This is a genomic window from Thalassotalea fonticola (assembly GCF_032911225.1).
Taxonomy (GTDB): Bacteria; Pseudomonadota; Gammaproteobacteria; order Enterobacterales; family Alteromonadaceae; genus Thalassotalea_A; species Thalassotalea_A fonticola.
In genome coordinates this window covers 1312273-1328965 of record NZ_CP136600.1, presented here as the reverse complement: position 1 = coordinate 1328965, position 16693 = coordinate 1312273, and the positions used below count along the sequence as shown (strand labels likewise).

The window sequence follows — 16693 nt, the reverse complement described above, 5'->3', positions numbered from 1 at the left end:
AAAAATTACGATTAAGTTATTGTTATATATGAATTTAAGATGTAAATTTAATGTGACCTGCTTTGTGAAATAACATTATTAACTGTCAAATTATTTTGTTATAACTATAAGTAGATGTACGAGAAGAGAACTTTTCTACTAAATGATTACAAAATGAATAAGTTCGTTGTTAATAAATGGAGCGATATTTAATGTCAGAAAATAAACCGAGTTTGAAAAAAATACTATTGGTTGAAGATGACCGTCAGTTATCTGATTTAATTAAAGATTTTCTTGTGAGTGAGGGATTTCATGTAAAGCAAGAATTTAGAGGTGATACGGTTTCTAAAACAGTAGAAAACTTTTCACCAGATTTAATTGTTTTAGATGTTATGTTGCCAGGTAAAGATGGCTTTACAGTATGCCGTGATCTTCGCCCTTCATTTAGCAACCCAATTTTAATGTTAACCGCAAAAAGCACCGACTTTGATCAAGTCCTTGGTTTAGAAATTGGTGCCGACGATTATGTTGCTAAACCAGTTGAACCGCGTGTATTGCTTGCTCGTGTAAATGCACTTCTACGACGTGGACAATTACCAAAAGGTGGCAGTGAGAAAGCTGAAATAACTTGTGGTGGTTTGCATATAAACCGTAACTCTCGTCAAGTTACTCTTGCCGGTGAAAATATTGAATTAACCAGCCAAGAATTTGACCTGTTATGGTTACTGGCAACGCGAGCAGGTGAAGTTCAAAACCGAGATTATATCTACAAAGCTGTTGTAGGTCGTGAATATGATGGCATGGATCGCAGTGTTGATGTACGTATATCTCGTTTACGTAAAAAATTACACGATAGCAATGAAACACCGTTTAGGATCAAAACTATTTGGGGACAAGGTTACTTATTCGTACCAGATGCTTGGGAATAAGCAATGAATCTAGGTCGCTCCTTTTTTAGCCTGTATTTTTTGATTGTTGCGTGTTTTGGTGCTTTAAGTTGGTTATTAGACGAATTTTGGAGCATGAATGTTGAACAAGACGTTGAATCTTATACAGGCTATAAAACCGTCCTTATAGCAATAAACGACAGGTTGGAAAATTTTCCGCTTGATGAATGGCAAGAGAAAGTAGAGTTTGCTAACCAGCGCTATAATTTACCCATTCAATTAGTATCAGGTGATAGCGTTGAAAAGTTATTACCAGATCTTGAGTATGTAAAAGATGAACGAGTAACCGTCTATTACGACGATAACGATATTACCTTATTTCATCCTATCGCTAACCAAAATAAAGTCTTAATTTTAGGGCCTGTGCAATCTCCGACTAGACCAAGAGATGCAGCACTTATACGTGTGATCAGTGTGCTGTTACTAGGAGTAGTGATCTTTTTCTGGGTTTGGCCAATTTCAAAAGATTTAGACAAGCTTGCTAAATCGACAAAAGATTTTGGTTATGGTGACTTTAAAATAAAAGTTGATCGAGCTGACTCTGTACTGGTTCAACCTATGATGAATACATTTAATATGATGGCATCAAGGATCAATAATTTAATTGAAGCCCATAAAGAGTTAACCAATGCCGTATCCCATGAATTACGAACACCTTTAGCACGCAGTAAATTTGCATTACAAGTATTACGTGGCGCAAAAGACGATGAAACACGTGAAAAGTACATCGATAAAATTAGTACTGACGTTGAAGAACTAGAATCATTAGTTAATGAACTATTGGTCTACGCTGCATTTGAAAGTGAACAGCCCAATATAAATTTCACCAACAGTGATGTTAAACTGTTAGTTGATTTTCAAGTAGCCAGTTTTGCCTGCAATGATATTGAAATAGACTTCGCCTGTGAGCAAGATTGTGTGATGGCTGAATACGATGCGCATTTTATTAATAGGGCATTTAGTAACTTATTAACCAATGCCGTAAAGTATGGCAACGGGAAATTGCAAGTATCATTATTGAGTGATGACCAGCAATGTTCATTAGTTGTTGAAGATAACGGCCCTGGTATTGATGACGATTTTAAAGAGATCATCTTTGATGCGTTTTCAAGGTACGATAAAAGCCGAGGTAAAGACACTGGCGGTTTTGGTTTAGGCTTAGCCATCGTGAGTAAGATCATGCTTTGGCACAATGGTAGCGCAAGAGTTGAAAATAGTGAACTCGGCGGCGCCAAATTTATACTGTCTTGGCCAGTTGATCATAGAACGGGTTAACGAAGTAACGAATCACGAATACGTTGCACTGCGAATATGGTACTTCGAACCTTCGAATTAAAATACTATCGAAGCACAGCGTATTCTCAGTAGCGACGCTACGTATACGAAGTTACGTATTCGAAACTAGATAACCATATCGCCCGAATGCTAATACCAAGTCCATTAATTATGTGATCTACTTTTTATTGAGGGAAAATGGATAAATACAAGGCATGAAATTTTATAAGTAGTTATTCTCGGCTTTGGCATCCTGCGTCGCTCTACCTGCAGCATCCATGCTTACGTACTTAAAGATTTTATAACGCAGTAGTTATTCATTTTAACCATTAAAAATGAGCAGGTAATTAATGGACTTGGTATAATTGTTTACATAGGTTTTTATGCGAAGCATTCATTCACGTCTGTTAAGGTTAATCCTAAGTTCTCATACAGCAACGTTTGAATTTTTTGCCGCTTAAACATGGGCAGTTTTCATTTCTAGATAGCTTTTTAATCAGTTTATGCTCAAAAACATCGCCATCTAAATAACACCACTTTTCTTGTTCTTTGACGAATCTTGATTTTTCATGCATCCGCCAAACTTCGTTTTCAACTAAATATGTGGCAACAAACTCAACAAAATGAAATTTATTATCTGCATAATCAGTGTCTATAACTTCTAACAATAACCAAGTCGTTTGCTCTGCCCACTCGGCAATGTCTTCGATACTGTTTCCAGCTTGCTTACTCATTGCGTAAGTTTTAGCAATATACTCGGAATTTTTTAACGTATAGGCACAATAGCGTGAACGCATTAATTGTTCAGCCGTTTTTGGTGATCGTGTTTGATTGATATAGTTTTCACAGCAAAGTGAAAACGATTTATTTGAGCCGCAAGGGCATGGTTTTAGCAAAACAATTACTTAACGTTAAAGATGAATATGGCAAACACTATAGCAGGTTTAAAAACGGTAAAGAATACAAAACAGAAAGCTGGTGGAACAACTGGAGTAGGATACCAAACGGATTAAATGGTTAGATATTTAATTCGCTTGGTATTTAAATTGCTTTGTATCTTTACCAAAAGATATTACAAGATTAATGCAATTGATTTTGTTTCTTGTTAACCACAATGCATTCGGTATTTCCTTGTCTGGCACAGCTTTGTAGCATCATTAATTGACGCTCACTAAAGTCATGATCACAAAGGATAACGGTAGAGCAATTTCCTTTTAAAAGCGCGCGGGCAATTTTATCGAAAGCAATAGGTTGGCGCTGGCCATTAACGCGTAAAATTTTAGACGTATCTACATTTTCAGCAAGAGTCTGCAAACTTGATTCATCACCATCTACACATAATATCCAACGTTTTTGTTTCTGGTTTTTAGCACAAACCTTGGCCAAATCACTGCTGAAAAATTGTTCGTTATCTACGTGCTTAATATTAAACCATGTTTGATTTAATTTTATATTTGTATTTAAGTTACTGTTTTTTAATGCAATTGAATTGTTCATTTGTTTGCTCCAGCTGATATATTTAACTACTGTATAAAACAACAGTATATGTAAAGTTAATGTAATGCAAGAACTTTTACTGATTTTATATACAGTGTTATTTTAACTTGATTGTGTTCTTTAGCTATAGCGTTATCATGACTAGGAAAAGTAAATATTTAAGTTGTTGAGAATGAATAAAAACATAAAGCCAAGTGCGGGATTCGGTAATGAAAGTGCTCGTATCAAGGTATACATCGATAATCGACCACCACTTGAACAGTACCAACAGCTCAGTAAAGTGGTACCAATTCAAGCAGGTGAGATATTAGAAATAGGGCGTTTAACTGGCAATCATTGGCGTAAAATTTTTAATGTGTATGCTAAATTGTGTTTTGAGCTAAGCCCGTCAAGTTTTAACACTTGGCAAGTTTTAAGAGATCAACAGCTATTACAGAAAGGCTCTCAACAAGCATTACTGTTTAACCAAACAAGTTTTCATCAGTACACTAAGCAGAGCTCAGCAGATGATATTCATATAATAATGGGTAGAACCTTTGCCAGTTCATTAATCAATAACAATCAGTTTAGTGCTGATCTTTTATGGCTCAATGAAGAGTTCGCGATAAATAAAACATTTAGACTTATAGTTTGCCCATATTTTGATTATCGACAACTTTCGAACATTAAAATTAGCTACTTGGTCACGTTGATCAACTCATTTAAATAAAGTGTTAATAAATCAATTTTTATTGAATTAAATCAACTCTATTGGGTATTTAGCACTATACTATTTAGCATTAACAATCCCATTGGCCGACAACATGTCTAATAAAGCTGTACTAGTAATTAATTGCGGTAGTTCTTCTCTTAAATTTTCCCTTATTGACCCCATCTCTGGTGAGGTTATAGTTTCCGGTGTTGGCGAACGATTATTGTCAAAACAGGCATTTATTAAAATTGCTTTTCAAGGTAATAAAGAAAATACGCCACTTGCCGTACCATTTGACCACCAGGTAGCCGTTAATTTTATTGTTGAATTTTTACATCAACATAATTTGGTTGAGTGTTTATTTGCTGTAGGACATCGGTTGGTGCATGGTGGAGAAGAATATTCCACTCCTACCTTAATTGATGATGTAGTGAAGTATTCGATTGAGAAGTTAGCAAAGCTGGCACCATTGCATAATCCGGTAAATTTAATTGGTGTTAATGCCGCTGAGAAAGCATTTTCTGATTTACCACAGGTAGCTGTATTCGATACCGCTTTTCACCAAACAATGCCGGCCAAAGCCTACATTTATGGCTTACCCTACAATTTATATGAAGAACATGGTATTCGCCGTTATGGCTTTCATGGTACTAGCCATTACTTTGTTGCTAAGCAGGCAGCCAAGTTACTAGAAAAACCATTTTCACAAACCAGTGTTATTACCGCTCATTTGGGCAACGGCTGTAGTATTACTGCAATAGATAACGGTAAAAGTGTTGACACTTCAATGGGGTTAACCCCACTTGAAGGGGTGGTTATGGGGACTCGTAGTGGTGATTTAGATCCCGGTATTATTTTTCATTTAATTGAACAGTTAAATTACACCCCAGAACAAGTTTCCAACCTATTAAATAAAGACAGTGGCTTATTAGGCATTTCTCAAATGAGTAACGATTGTCGCACCATTGAAGAAGCGATAATTAATGACCAAGATGAACGTGCAAATCTAACTATGGACATCTTTTGCTATCGTATATCGAAAACAATTGCCTCTTATATGGCAAGTTTGAGCCATTTTGATGGTTTAGTGTTTACTGGTGGTATTGGTGAAAATTCTGACTTGGTTCGTACTCGCATTGCTAACTCGTTACACTTATTAAATATCCGTTTAGATGAAGCTAAAAATACAGATGTGAGGTTTGGTAAAAGTGGATTGATCTCAACCCCTAACAGCCAACATTGTTGGGTAATACCAACCAACGAAGAGCAAGTCATTGCCGAGCAAACCTACCAATTAATTTCAGGAGAGAAATAACATGCCACGTCGTATTATGCTAGTGCCGGTAGGTTTTGGAGTAGGCTTAACCAGTGCCACATTTGGCTTTTACCATAAGTTGCAGCAACTCGGTATTAATGTTGGTTATTTCAAACCAATTAGCCAACCATCACGAAATAAAATGTCTAACGACTATAACTCTCCTGCAGAATTTAGTGATGTAGATGTAGGCTCTATACCGATGAGCTATGTTGAAGAGAAGGTTGGTGACGATCTACTTGATGTTGTGCTTGAAGAAATTGTTGGTAATTTTCAACGTTATGATCATGAAGTAGTTATTATTGAAGGTCTTATTCAAACCACTCGTCAAACGTATGCTGCAAAGATAAACCAGGAAGTGGCCTCTGCGCTTTCTGCGGATATTATTTTTGTTGCAACACCTGACAATGATACCCCGGAACAATTTGAAGACAGAATAGAATTAAGCGCCAAAACTTTTGGCGGCATAAAAAACCGCCGAGTAAAAGGCTGTATCATCAACAAAATTAACTCACCCGATAAAGACGTGTTCGGTTTATTACCCAGAGAAGATGATTTTCAGGGGGAAACCGACTTAGCACCTTGGCAAGCGCTAAAACTGTTTCATAAATCGAATTTTGAATTAATTGGCGCGGTGCCTTGGGAAATGGACCTCGTTGCTCCGCGAGTAACCGAAATAAGCACTTATTTATCTGCGCATATTTTAAATGACGGCGATATAGAGCATCGACGTATCCGCAGTATCAGTTTTTGTGCGCGTAGTGTCGCCAACTTGATGAGTCATTTAGTACCCGGACGTTTAATTGTTACCCCAGGAGATCGAACCGACATCATCATCGCCACGTGTTTATCAGCGCTTAATGGTACCAAAGTAGGAGCGTTGCTATTAACCAATGGTTATTTACCTAACGGCAATGTGATGGAGCTTTGTCAGCAAGCATTTAAAACCGGTTTACCTGTACTGTCAGTGCCTTGGGATACTTGGGAAACATCGCGTCATTTATTAAGCTTTAACCCTGAAATACCTGAAGAAGATGTTCAGCGTCAAGAGCGTGTTAAGCAGTTTGTTGCCGACAATTTAAACAAAGACTGGATAGATAAATATGTGGGTGACAAAGTTAGGGGACAATTGTTGTCACCGCCTGCGTTTAGACACAAACTTACTGATTTAGCCAAGCGCGCCAATAAACTTATTGTTCTACCTGAAGGTAATGATATTCGCACGATAAAAGCCGCGGCAATATGTGCTGAGCGTAATATTGCTCGTTGTCAGTTATTAGGTAATAAAGATGAAATATTATTAATTGCCGAGCAACAAGGCATCACATTACCTGCTGGGGTATTAATTACTGAGCCAGAAAGTATTGTTGAAAATTACGTAAAACCGTTAATGGAGCTTCGAGCGCATAAAGGCCTAACTGAAATAGTTGCCCGTGAAGAGCTCAAAGATACCGTAGTATTAGGTACTATGATGTTACAACTTGGCCAAGTAGATGGATTAGTTTCAGGTGCGGTGCACACCACAGCCAATACTATCCGCCCGGCATTACAGTTAATTAAAACAGCACCTGGAAACTCTTTAGTTTCATCAGTATTCTTTATGTTACTGCCTGATCAAGTCTTTGTTTATGGTGATTGTGCGATAAACCCTGATCCAAACGCAGAGCAACTTGCTGATATTGCTATTCAATCAGCTGATTCTGCCAAAGCGTTTGGTATTGAGCCTAAAGTGGCAATGATAAGCTACTCTACCGGTAGCTCAGGTACGGGACAAGATGTTGAAAAGGTCAGCCAAGCAACTAAAATTGCGCAAAGTAAACGTCCTGATTTACTAATCGATGGTCCTTTACAGTATGATGCCGCGGTCATGGAGAATGTTGCCAAGAAAAAAGCACCTAATTCGAAAGTTGCTGGTCAAGCGACAGTATTTATTTTCCCTGATTTAAATACCGGTAATACAACTTATAAAGCGGTACAACGCTCTGCTGATCTCGTTAGCATTGGCCCTATGTTGCAAGGCATGAATAAACCGGTTAACGATTTATCTCGAGGAGCATTAGTTGACGATATTATTTATACGATTGCGTTAACTGCTATACAAGCAACGCAGTAGAGGGAGAGCATCGCCGTACAGACTTACTATAGGTAGTGGGTACGGACGAAAGAATAATAGCTATATTTTGAAGCTCACTACGACTTCAGGAGGTCCTGATATCGTTTAGCCTCATCGCCTCACTCTAGCTTAGCCCTTAAGTAATAATTTATTTAGGGACTTCTTCTTTTATATGACGGTTTATTGTTTCTGGAATATATACGCCGTCTTCCCAATGACCGACTACATGGATGTAGGAGGTAGAATAACGCAGGGAGCAGTTACCGAAATCGGGTTCTCCCTGCTCGACAGTGAGCTCTCTTCTGTGCTCTTTTATTACTTTAACTTCTCAATACCTGAAATCGGCGTTTTGAAATAGTACTGGCTATCGTCATCTGCAACAGGCATATCGCCCGCTTGAATATTACATTGTAGAGACGGGAAGATAAGTTTCGGGTTTGCTAGTGTTGCGTCACGCGCTTCACGTACTTTTACATAATCAGCTTCGTTTACATTGCTGCTAACTTGTATATTTTCTGCTTTTTGCTCTGCAACTGTAGTTATGTACTTTAATTCACGGCCTCCCGGTTGGTAGTCATGGCACATAAATAATTTAGTATCGTCACCCAAGGCATAAATTTTCTGAATAGAGCTGTATAAAAGCGCGGCATCACCACCAGGAAAGTCACAACGGGCAGAGCCTGAATCAGGCATAAATAACGTATCGCCAATAAACGCGTTGCCATCAATCACATAAGTAACGCTGTCTGGAGTATGGCCAGGCGTTGCTAATACATTAAATTCAAAATTACCTAACGGCAGTTTATCGCCATCTTTTAATAACAAATCAAACTGTACACCGTCGGTGTTAAAGTCTTTTGCCAGATTAAAAACTGTTTTAAAGGTTTTTTGAATACCTTTTATGTCGCGGCCGATAGCAATTTTTCCGCCTAGTTGCTGTTTTAGATAAAACGAACAAGAGATGTGATCAGCATGCGCGTGAGTTTCTAAAATGTAATTTACGGTCAAACCACTATCTTTTATAAATGCAATTAATTGTTTTGCGTAAACAGTATCTACACTACTAGCTACTGCGTCATAATCTAGCGCGGGGTCGATAATTGCACAGTCTTTACTTACATCATCAAAAACAATGTAAGTGAGAGTGAACGATGCTTTATGAAAAAACTGTTCTATTTGTAACGCCATGGAAATTCCTAGTGTTGTAAATTTTTGTTTAATGCCTTTATTATTACCATTTTAACTTTTTAGTTCTGGTCAATAGACTGTAATATAAAGTGCTTTTTATTATTTAATGAATGCAATACCAATTTAACCAACTTGGTATCCTATATCACTGAGTAAATCGCTACCTTCTGCGGCGGTTCTGGCTAAATCATCGCAACGTTCGTTGTCTGGGTGGCCAGAGTGACCTTTTACCCATTGCCAATCAATGTCATGCCGTTTATTTTGTTCATATAAGGCCTTCCATAAATCAACATTTTTAACCGGTTGCTTACTCGCTGTTTGCCAGTTGTTTTTAACCCAGTTATTAACCCAGCCTGTAATGCCTTGCCGTACATATTGACTGTCAGTTGTTACCGTAACCTTGCAAGGCTCTTTTAAAATTTCTAACGCTTTAATGGTTGCCAGCATTTCCATGCGGTTATTGGTGGTTAATTGATAACCTTGCGCCAGCTCCTTTACATGCCCTTGGTACTTTAATACTGCGCCATAACCACCAGGCCCTGGGTTGCCTAAGCAAGAGCCGTCAGTAAATATTTCTAATTGTTTTATTGCTTTAGTCATTATATTTATTGGTTGTAGCGATTAGACTCAAGTTTATCAGCTTAAATTACCATGAAATAGCTTAAGAATGATAAAAGCTGGTATTTTTGATTTACAGCATAGGGTAGAATTTGTTTATATATATTTACGATATAAGCCTAAGGCGTAAAGTGTGCAAAGCAGCGAGCAACAAGTAACAGACAAACCAGAACGTATTATTGTTCTTGATACCGAAACAACGGGTATCGACCCTAAACAAGGCCACCGCATTGTTGAAATTGGCTGTGTTGAACTTATCGACCGAAGGTTTACCGGCCGTAGTTATCATGTGTATATAAACCCGCAAATGCATATGGAACAAGAAGTTATTAATATTCATGGTTTGAGTAATGAATTCTTGTTAGATAAAAAACTGTTTAATCAGGTAGCTGATGAGTTTATTGAGTTTATTCGAGGCGCAGAGCTAGTTATTCATAATGCTCGATTTGATGTTGGCTTTATGGACCATGAATTTGCCATGACCCGTCGAGGGTTACCTAAAACCTTAGATATTTGTACCGTAACAGATACCTTAAAAACATCTCGTGATCAATTTGGTTCGCCAAAAACTTTAGATTTTTTAGCTCGTCATTATCGAGTTGAAAAGTTAGTAGATCGTACCTATCACGGAGCTTTAATTGATGCTCAGTTATTGGCTTATGTATATATTGAGATGACCCGTTATCAAAAACACCTTAAATTGAATGAGGGTGATGGTAAAGGCAACTCAAATGATGTGCGTAGGGTGGAGCAGAATAGGCCCGCGTTAAATGTTGTGTTAGCCAGTGATGATGAATTATCTGCTCATGACGAACGCATGGCTATTGTTGAGAAAAAAGCAGGAAAAAGTATTTGGCGTGGTGAACTTATTGAGTAGCCTTTTTGTTGGTACTTATTCCATTAACACCTCAAAATGAAACCTGAATCTTGAAGTGGAACGTGTATAATTCATGCTTATTGTATGACATTTGCGCAGTCGTTCATTTTTATTCAAAAAAGTAGTTGACTCGTATAGTTCATATCCGTATTATTCGCTCCGCATTCAACGACATGTTGTTGCCGATGACTTATGTAGCGGAGTGGTAGTTCAGTTGGTTAGAATACCGGCCTGTCACGCCGGGGGTCGCGGGTTCGAGTCCCGTCCACTCCGCCAACTTAAGCACATCAAGTAATATCTATGCAGTATCCTATGTGGAGTGGTAGTTCAGTTGGTTAGAATACCGGCCTGTCACGCCGGGGGTCGCGGGTTCGAGTCCCGTCCACTCCGCCAACGATACATATAGCATATTACGATCAAATCTCAGCGGAGTGGTAGTTCAGTTGGTTAGAATACCGGCCTGTCACGCCGGGGGTCGCGGGTTCGAGTCCCGTCCACTCCGCCAGTTTGATTTGATAAACATGTTAGCATTGCGACAAAAAACGCGGAGTGGTAGTTCAGTTGGTTAGAATACCGGCCTGTCACGCCGGGGGTCGCGGGTTCGAGTCCCGTCCACTCCGCCAATTTTGTTAAAATATCATATCAAACTTTCAATATTTCCATTTTTAAATATACATTAAATTACCTAAGTGGTAGCTCAGTTGGTTAGGCTCTGCTCTTATTTATAAAAGCAATTAGTTGCCTATCACGCCATGCTCTTCTGGGGTCGCGGGTTCGAGTCCCGTCCACTCCGCCAATTTTGTTTTCATTAGTAAATTCCAAATAATTTCCAAATAAATAGCAGCACCATTTCCTGAACTTGTTTCAGGATCTCATATGTAGCCTTAGTTCCTGAAACCAGTTCAGGACGATACTAACGCATCGAGTTCAGTTGGTTAAGCTCTGCTCTTATTTATAAAAGCAATAAGCGGCTTGTCTCGCCATGATCTTCTGGGGTCACGGGTTCGAGTCCCTCTATCTGAAATAAACATAACCACATATCCGTCATTGCCGCGCAGGCAGTAATCCATGCTTTTAGTTTCTCGTTTCTCGCATTCTAGTTTCTATCAGGTAGTTCAGTTGGTTAAGCTCTGCTCTTATTTATAAAAGCAATAAGCGGCTTGTCTCGCCATGATCTTCTGGGGTCACGGGTTCGAGTCCCTCTATCTGAAATAAACATAACCACATATCCGTCATTGCCGCGCAGGCAGTAATCCATGCTTTTAGTTTCTCGTTTCTATTTGACTCATTTAAACTTCCGAGTGCACCTAAATATCTAGAATTTCAAATGAATCTATTAATTTAATCTATAGTTAATATTCAACTAGATAAAAGGTATTTAAATGAAAAACTTATTATTAACAAGCGCGTTAGTTTTTTCTTCAACAGTAGTTGCTGGCGGCGATGTTCATTGGGGCTATAGTGGCGAGGTTGGCGCTGATAACTGGGCTAAACTTTCACCTGACAACTATCAATGTTCAGGAAATAATCAGTCACCAGTTAATTTAACCGGTTTTATTGAAGCTGAGTTATCGCCAATTAAGTTTAACTATAATGCTATGGCAAAAGAAATTTTAAATAATGGTCATACGGTACAAGTCAACTTGAATTCGGGTAGTAACATTAACGTTGATGGCAATTCATTTGATTTATTACAATTTCATTTTCATGCGCCAAGCGAAAATCACATTAATGGAACATCTTATCCTTTAGAAGCTCACTTTGTACATGCTGATAAAAGTGGCAACTTAGCTGTAGTCGCTGTTATGTTTGAGCAAGGAGGTGAAAATAAAGGGCTAATGCCTGCATGGCAGCAAATGCCCAAACATGAAGGTGATAAGCATGCGTTAACAGCTAAGTTTAATGGCGCAGATATTTTGCCTGAAAATAAAGACTATTATCGATTCAATGGTTCGTTAACCACACCACCATGTTCTGAAGGTGTTCGCTGGTTAGTGATGAAAACACCTGTGCAAGCATCAAAACAGCAATTAAAAGCATTTAGCAGCGTATTACATGAGCCAAATAACCGTCCTATTCAAGCAACAAACGCGCGGATGATCTTACAATGATTATGCGTTAATGCTGATTAATAAAAACATAAATTTCACCCGTAAGGGTGTTTTTTTTGTCATCAACAAATACTACATTGATTAAATAGGATTAAAATAAACTAATAGAGATCAATATGAGAAGTGATTTACAAGAAGAGTTAAGCATTTTTAAAGAAACTGTTGTTCGTTTTATTGAAAATGAAGTCGCACCAAACTATGAAACTTGGGAAAACGCGAAGCAAATTCCTAAAGAATTTTATATAAAAATGGGCGAGGAAGGGCTGTTATGTTGTGATATTCCAGAAGCCGATGGCGGTTTTGGAGTAAGTGTTGACTTTAATATGCTGGTTGTTGAAGAAATCGCTAAAGCCGGTTATTTCTCTCTTGCTTGTAATTTAATTGTTCACTCTGATATTGCTGCGCATTATGTTTTAAACCTCGGTACTGAAGCACAAAAACAAAAATACTTACCTGGTATGATTTCCGGTGAATGCATTGGTGCTATTTGTATGACTGAGCCAGGCGTTGGCAGTGACTTACAAGGGATGAAATCTACCGCGACTAAAACAGCTACCGGCTGGAGCTTAAGTGGCTCTAAAACATTCATAACCAATGGTCAGAATGCGTCTTTGTATATTGTTGCTGCTAAAACTAACTTAACAGTTCCTGGTTCAAAGGGAACATCGTTATTTTTAGTAGATGGCGATAAAGCTGGTTTCCAACGCGGTCAAAACCTAGACAAAATGGGGCAGGCCGCCGCTGATACTTCAGAGCTATTTTTCGATAACGTAGAGCTTACTGAAGATGATTTGCTTGGTGAACTTGATCGCGGATTCTTAGGTTTAATGCATGAACTACCGCGTGAGCGTTTAGCTTGTGCATGTATTGGTACGGCTCACGCAGAAGGTGCACTTGAATTAGCACTTGAATACATAAAAGAACGTCAAGCCTTTGGCGCACCGTTAGCAAAACTGCAAGATATTCGTCAAAAAATTGCTGAAATGGCCACGCAAGTTGAATTGCACCGCGTTATGATGGAGCATTATAAAGAGTTATTAATCGACAAGAAACTGAGCACTGAAAAGGCCAGTATGGCGAAATATTCAGCTTGTGAAATGGAAGGTAAAGTCATTGATATGGCGCTGCAAATGTTTGGTGGTTATGGCTATATGAAAGAATACCCAATTTCACGTTTTTACGTTGATGCCCGTGTACAACGTATTTATGGTGGCACTTCTGAAATCATGAAAGAAATTATTGGTAAAGGCGTGATCGGAAAAGTTTAATCAAACTAAAATGGGGAGCTAAATGATTTAGCTTCCCTTAATTTAATACTAATCAAAAACAAAAATTAGAAACTGTACGTAGCGCCCATGCCAGGCCCCGTCACTTCCATATTATAAATAAAGCCATTGTCGGCATAGTCCACTTTTAAATAACGATAGAAATATTTTAACGACCATTTATCAGAAAGTTTATGATTTAAAGTAGCGGTCACTGTGTAATGTTCTTCGGGTTGGTCTTGAAAGCCGCCGAGCTCTAATCGGCCTTGAAAGGCAAACGTATCATTGATTTTCCACGCAGCATGCACACCAACAACCGGATCGATCCAATCATCACCTAAGGTAGTATCTATGCCTATAACCTCGTTTGATCCATCAAGCTTTAGATCAGATTCTAAATCAATATATCTAAAGCCCACATAAGGGTATAAATCAAAGCCATTGTTTTGTACAACACGATAACCAACAGCAACATCTAAAATGGTACCATCAATGCCTAATTCTAAATCAACTGACGATCCTCCCAAGGGGCCGATTGTCGCCGATTGTTCATCTGATACTGTTAAATACGTAAATTCAGAATAGGCTAACCAGTCACCTTTTTTCGCGGCAAAGTTAAACATAGTGCCGCCATCTAAGTGATCTAATAAATCTTGTATAGTGATATCAACTTCTGAAATAGATGATATCTCATTGCCTAAAGGGCCAGCAGTGAATGCACCTGTGCTACCTTCATTGGCGGCAAGCCATAAGTATGGGGTAAATTCAAATTGCCAATCTTCAGCTGAGGCGGTAAAAGGCGCAGCAAGAGCAATAGCCGTTAACATGGCTTTAAATGTTTTCTTCATTGGTGAGCCCTGTTTGTATTTTTATACATTATTTTTAAAGAATACATCAAGTTATCAGTTTTTATACAATAGACATTTGATAAATGTTTAATTTATTAATGATTGAGTCTGTAATAAGTTATAAAGGTAGCTATTTAAAATACAGCCAACCTTTCTATCATCCAGATAGTTGCAATGCTGCCACAAGCATAACTTACCGGTATTCGCAATTTTTCTAATGATAACGATTTATACATAATTGCAATAAACTTGAATACGATAAATAGTGCGAAAACAAACATTAATTGACCAACTTCAACGCCAATATTAAAACTAAGTAGAGCTAGAGTTTTTTCCGCTGCAGGCAAGCCAATTTCACTAAGCACAGCGGCAAAACCAAACCCATGCAGCAAGCCAAAACTGGAAGAAACAAGTACGGGGTAGCGTAAACTTAAGCTGTGTTTTCGGTTTTTGGCAATTTCCCAGGCTAAAAATATAATACTTAACGCTATTACTGCTTCCACCGGTTGGATAGGGATCACAAATACACCGGTAGCGGAAAGAAAGAGTGTGATTGAGTGAGCTATGGTAAACCCGGTTATGGTTAACAATAACTTCTTACCTGTACCTGAAATGTAGACTAGGCAAGCAACGAATAATAAATGGTCTAAGCCAATCAATATATGTTCAATGCCTAACTCAATGTAGGTTAATGCGGTATTGAAAGCGGTTGTTGCTACTAAAGAATTTACAATAAAACTAGGTTGTTCAATATTAAGTACCGTCGTTATTGTTTGCTGTTGTGTATCACTCACTCTTAATAACACATCCCCACTAGAGCGCTCTATGCCATCTATACGTAGCTTTAGGCCAACCACACCAGATTTTCTCTGAAAACTGGTATATTCAATATAGGCATTATTAATAATATGAGTTCTTTTTGGTGCTAATAGTTTGGTATCTTCGGGGAAAACAACTGTTAACGTTTCTCTAACGCCATTTCTGATAGGGATTTTCCAAACCAAATCAAAGTCAGTATCGTTTACTAAATTGATATTAACCGACGCTGGCCGCATGTCATCTGCCAATAGTTCAGTTGAGAAAAACATCAACAAATATAAAAGAACATACTTCATTCGCTTTCCTGTTCGCTGTTGGCGTTTACTCGTTCAATGGTATAATTTTGCTGCAGCTTTTGCTCAAAACTGGCTTTTGCTTCTTGCAAGTTTTGATACTGCCAATCTTTTAAAACGTTTTGTTTAACCGACTCAAAAGGTTTATTTGTTACGGGTTGTTTTTGTTCAATAAAGACAAAGTGCTGTCCTAGAGTTGAAAATACAGGGCCTGACCATGTAGATAATGGATAATTGCTAAGTTTTTCACTAAAGCCATCGCCAAATAACCGATCGATTTGCACTGAATACTTTTGCTTAATTTGGGCTGGTAAAAGCGTAACTTCACTTTGCGGTGGAAGTCCCTGATTAATCAGTTGTAATTGTTGTTCTATTTTTTTCTCTAGTTGCTCTGGTGTCCTATCAATTGATATGTGTACTTGCTGTAAGCTGTACATGGGCATAGTTTGGTAGTTTTCAATGTTCTGTTGATAGTAAGACTGTAACTCTTCAACAGTGGGCTCTTTGGCTGACACTAAATCTTCAATTAAAAAGTCCATTTTTTGACGAAGGCGCCGATTAATCACTTTATCGCCAACATCCAAACTTAATGCCCTTGCTTCTCGCAAATACATTTCATTAATGGCAAAGTGCTGAGTTGCATTTTCCAACTCTTTCGCTTGTGGCTCTCTGTTCCAACGAGTTAAAAAGCTTTGCCTGATTTGTTCTATTCTCGCTTCACTAATTCTGATGCTATTTGCCGTGGTTGCATCACTATTTAAGCGATCAAAAACAATGAAAAAGACAATGGCGATAAACAGAAAGTGGATCAGTGGTTCAGTAATTATTTTTTTTAGCATATGGAAAATATTAGATTT

General features: G+C 38.2%; 15 protein-coding genes and 4 tRNA genes. 12 read left to right on the top strand and 7 right to left on the bottom strand.

The window, feature by feature from the left end; all coding sequences use genetic code 11:
- The first annotated feature begins 212 nt into the window (after positions 1 to 212).
- The gene (locus RI844_RS05485) at positions 213 to 908 is read left to right on the top strand and encodes a winged helix-turn-helix domain-containing protein (protein WP_348398321.1); all 696 of its coding nucleotides are present in this window, start codon (positions 213 to 215) and stop codon (positions 906 to 908) included.
- A 3-nt stretch (positions 909 to 911) separates the two neighbouring features.
- On the top strand, positions 912 to 2201 hold the full coding sequence (locus tag RI844_RS05480) for an ATP-binding protein (RefSeq protein WP_348397438.1): 1290 nt from the start codon (positions 912 to 914) through the stop codon (positions 2199 to 2201).
- Between the two features lie 419 nt (positions 2202 to 2620).
- On the opposite strand, the gene RI844_RS05475 is transcribed toward RI844_RS05480, so the two are convergent.
- The gene (locus tag RI844_RS05475; protein WP_348397437.1) at positions 2621 to 3097 is read right to left on the bottom strand and encodes a YchJ family protein; all 477 of its coding nucleotides are present in this window, start codon (positions 3095 to 3097) and stop codon (positions 2621 to 2623) included.
- A gap of 184 nt (positions 3098 to 3281) precedes the next feature.
- Complete coding sequence (locus tag RI844_RS05470) at positions 3282 to 3698, bottom strand: hypothetical protein (protein WP_348397436.1); 417 nt, start codon at positions 3696 to 3698, stop codon at positions 3282 to 3284.
- A 172-nt stretch (positions 3699 to 3870) separates the two neighbouring features.
- Here RI844_RS05470 and RI844_RS05465 point away from each other — a divergent pair, with 172 nt between their 5' ends.
- The 3 genes from RI844_RS05465 (at position 3871) to pta (ending at position 7817) form a co-directional block, all read left to right on the top strand.
- The gene (locus RI844_RS05465) at positions 3871 to 4407 is read left to right on the top strand and encodes a DUF6942 family protein (RefSeq protein WP_348397435.1); all 537 of its coding nucleotides are present in this window, start codon (positions 3871 to 3873) and stop codon (positions 4405 to 4407) included.
- Positions 4408 to 4501: 94 nt separating this feature from the next.
- Positions 4502 to 5704, top strand: a complete 1203-nt coding sequence (locus tag RI844_RS05460; protein WP_348397434.1) for an acetate kinase — start codon at positions 4502 to 4504, stop codon at positions 5702 to 5704.
- A gap of 1 nt (position 5705) precedes the next feature.
- A complete protein-coding gene (pta, locus tag RI844_RS05455) occupies positions 5706 to 7817 on the top strand; it encodes a phosphate acetyltransferase (protein WP_348397433.1) in 2112 nt (703 codons plus the stop codon).
- Positions 7818 to 8132: 315 nt separating this feature from the next.
- Here pta and RI844_RS05450 read toward each other — a convergent pair whose 3' ends face one another.
- Both RI844_RS05450 and rnhA read right to left on the bottom strand, forming a co-directional pair.
- A complete protein-coding gene (locus RI844_RS05450) occupies positions 8133 to 9005 on the bottom strand; it encodes an MBL fold metallo-hydrolase (protein WP_348397432.1) in 873 nt (290 codons plus the stop codon).
- 123 nt (positions 9006 to 9128) lie between these two features.
- The gene (gene rnhA / locus RI844_RS05445) at positions 9129 to 9605 is read right to left on the bottom strand and encodes a ribonuclease HI (RefSeq protein ID WP_348397431.1); all 477 of its coding nucleotides are present in this window, start codon (positions 9603 to 9605) and stop codon (positions 9129 to 9131) included.
- A gap of 151 nt (positions 9606 to 9756) precedes the next feature.
- On the opposite strand from rnhA, the gene dnaQ reads away from it, so the two are divergent.
- The 7 genes from dnaQ (at position 9757) to RI844_RS05410 (ending at position 13879) form a co-directional block, all read left to right on the top strand.
- The gene (gene dnaQ / locus RI844_RS05440) at positions 9757 to 10500 is read left to right on the top strand and encodes a DNA polymerase III subunit epsilon (protein ID WP_348397430.1); all 744 of its coding nucleotides are present in this window, start codon (positions 9757 to 9759) and stop codon (positions 10498 to 10500) included.
- Positions 10501 to 10699: 199 nt separating this feature from the next.
- A tRNA-Asp gene (locus tag RI844_RS05435) sits at positions 10700 to 10776 on the top strand.
- A gap of 40 nt (positions 10777 to 10816) precedes the next feature.
- Positions 10817 to 10893, top strand: a tRNA-Asp gene (locus RI844_RS05430).
- A gap of 35 nt (positions 10894 to 10928) precedes the next feature.
- Positions 10929 to 11005: transfer RNA gene (locus tag RI844_RS05425), tRNA-Asp, on the top strand.
- Positions 11006 to 11046: 41 nt separating this feature from the next.
- Positions 11047 to 11123, top strand: a tRNA-Asp gene (locus RI844_RS05420).
- A gap of 759 nt (positions 11124 to 11882) precedes the next feature.
- The gene (locus RI844_RS05415; protein WP_348397429.1) at positions 11883 to 12611 is read left to right on the top strand and encodes a carbonic anhydrase; all 729 of its coding nucleotides are present in this window, start codon (positions 11883 to 11885) and stop codon (positions 12609 to 12611) included.
- 116 nt (positions 12612 to 12727) lie between these two features.
- Positions 12728 to 13879, top strand: coding sequence for an acyl-CoA dehydrogenase family protein (locus tag RI844_RS05410; RefSeq protein WP_348397428.1), 1152 nt, complete (start codon positions 12728 to 12730; stop codon positions 13877 to 13879).
- Between the two features lie 65 nt (positions 13880 to 13944).
- Here RI844_RS05410 and RI844_RS05405 read toward each other — a convergent pair whose 3' ends face one another.
- The 3 genes from RI844_RS05405 to RI844_RS05395 all read right to left on the bottom strand — a co-directional run bounded on the left by RI844_RS05405 (position 13945) and on the right by RI844_RS05395 (position 16675).
- The gene (locus tag RI844_RS05405) at positions 13945 to 14724 is read right to left on the bottom strand and encodes a hypothetical protein (protein WP_348397427.1); all 780 of its coding nucleotides are present in this window, start codon (positions 14722 to 14724) and stop codon (positions 13945 to 13947) included.
- 134 nt (positions 14725 to 14858) lie between these two features.
- Positions 14859 to 15839 carry a HupE/UreJ family protein gene (locus RI844_RS05400; RefSeq protein ID WP_348397426.1) on the bottom strand — a complete coding sequence of 327 codons (981 nt, stop codon included), beginning with the start codon at positions 15837 to 15839 and terminating at the stop codon, positions 14859 to 14861.
- Positions 15836 to 16675 carry a peptidylprolyl isomerase gene (locus RI844_RS05395; RefSeq protein ID WP_348397425.1) on the bottom strand — a complete coding sequence of 280 codons (840 nt, stop codon included), beginning with the start codon at positions 16673 to 16675 and terminating at the stop codon, positions 15836 to 15838. Before RI844_RS05395 ends, RI844_RS05400 begins: the two co-directional genes overlap by 4 nt.
- Positions 16676 to 16693: the final 18 nt, after the last annotated feature.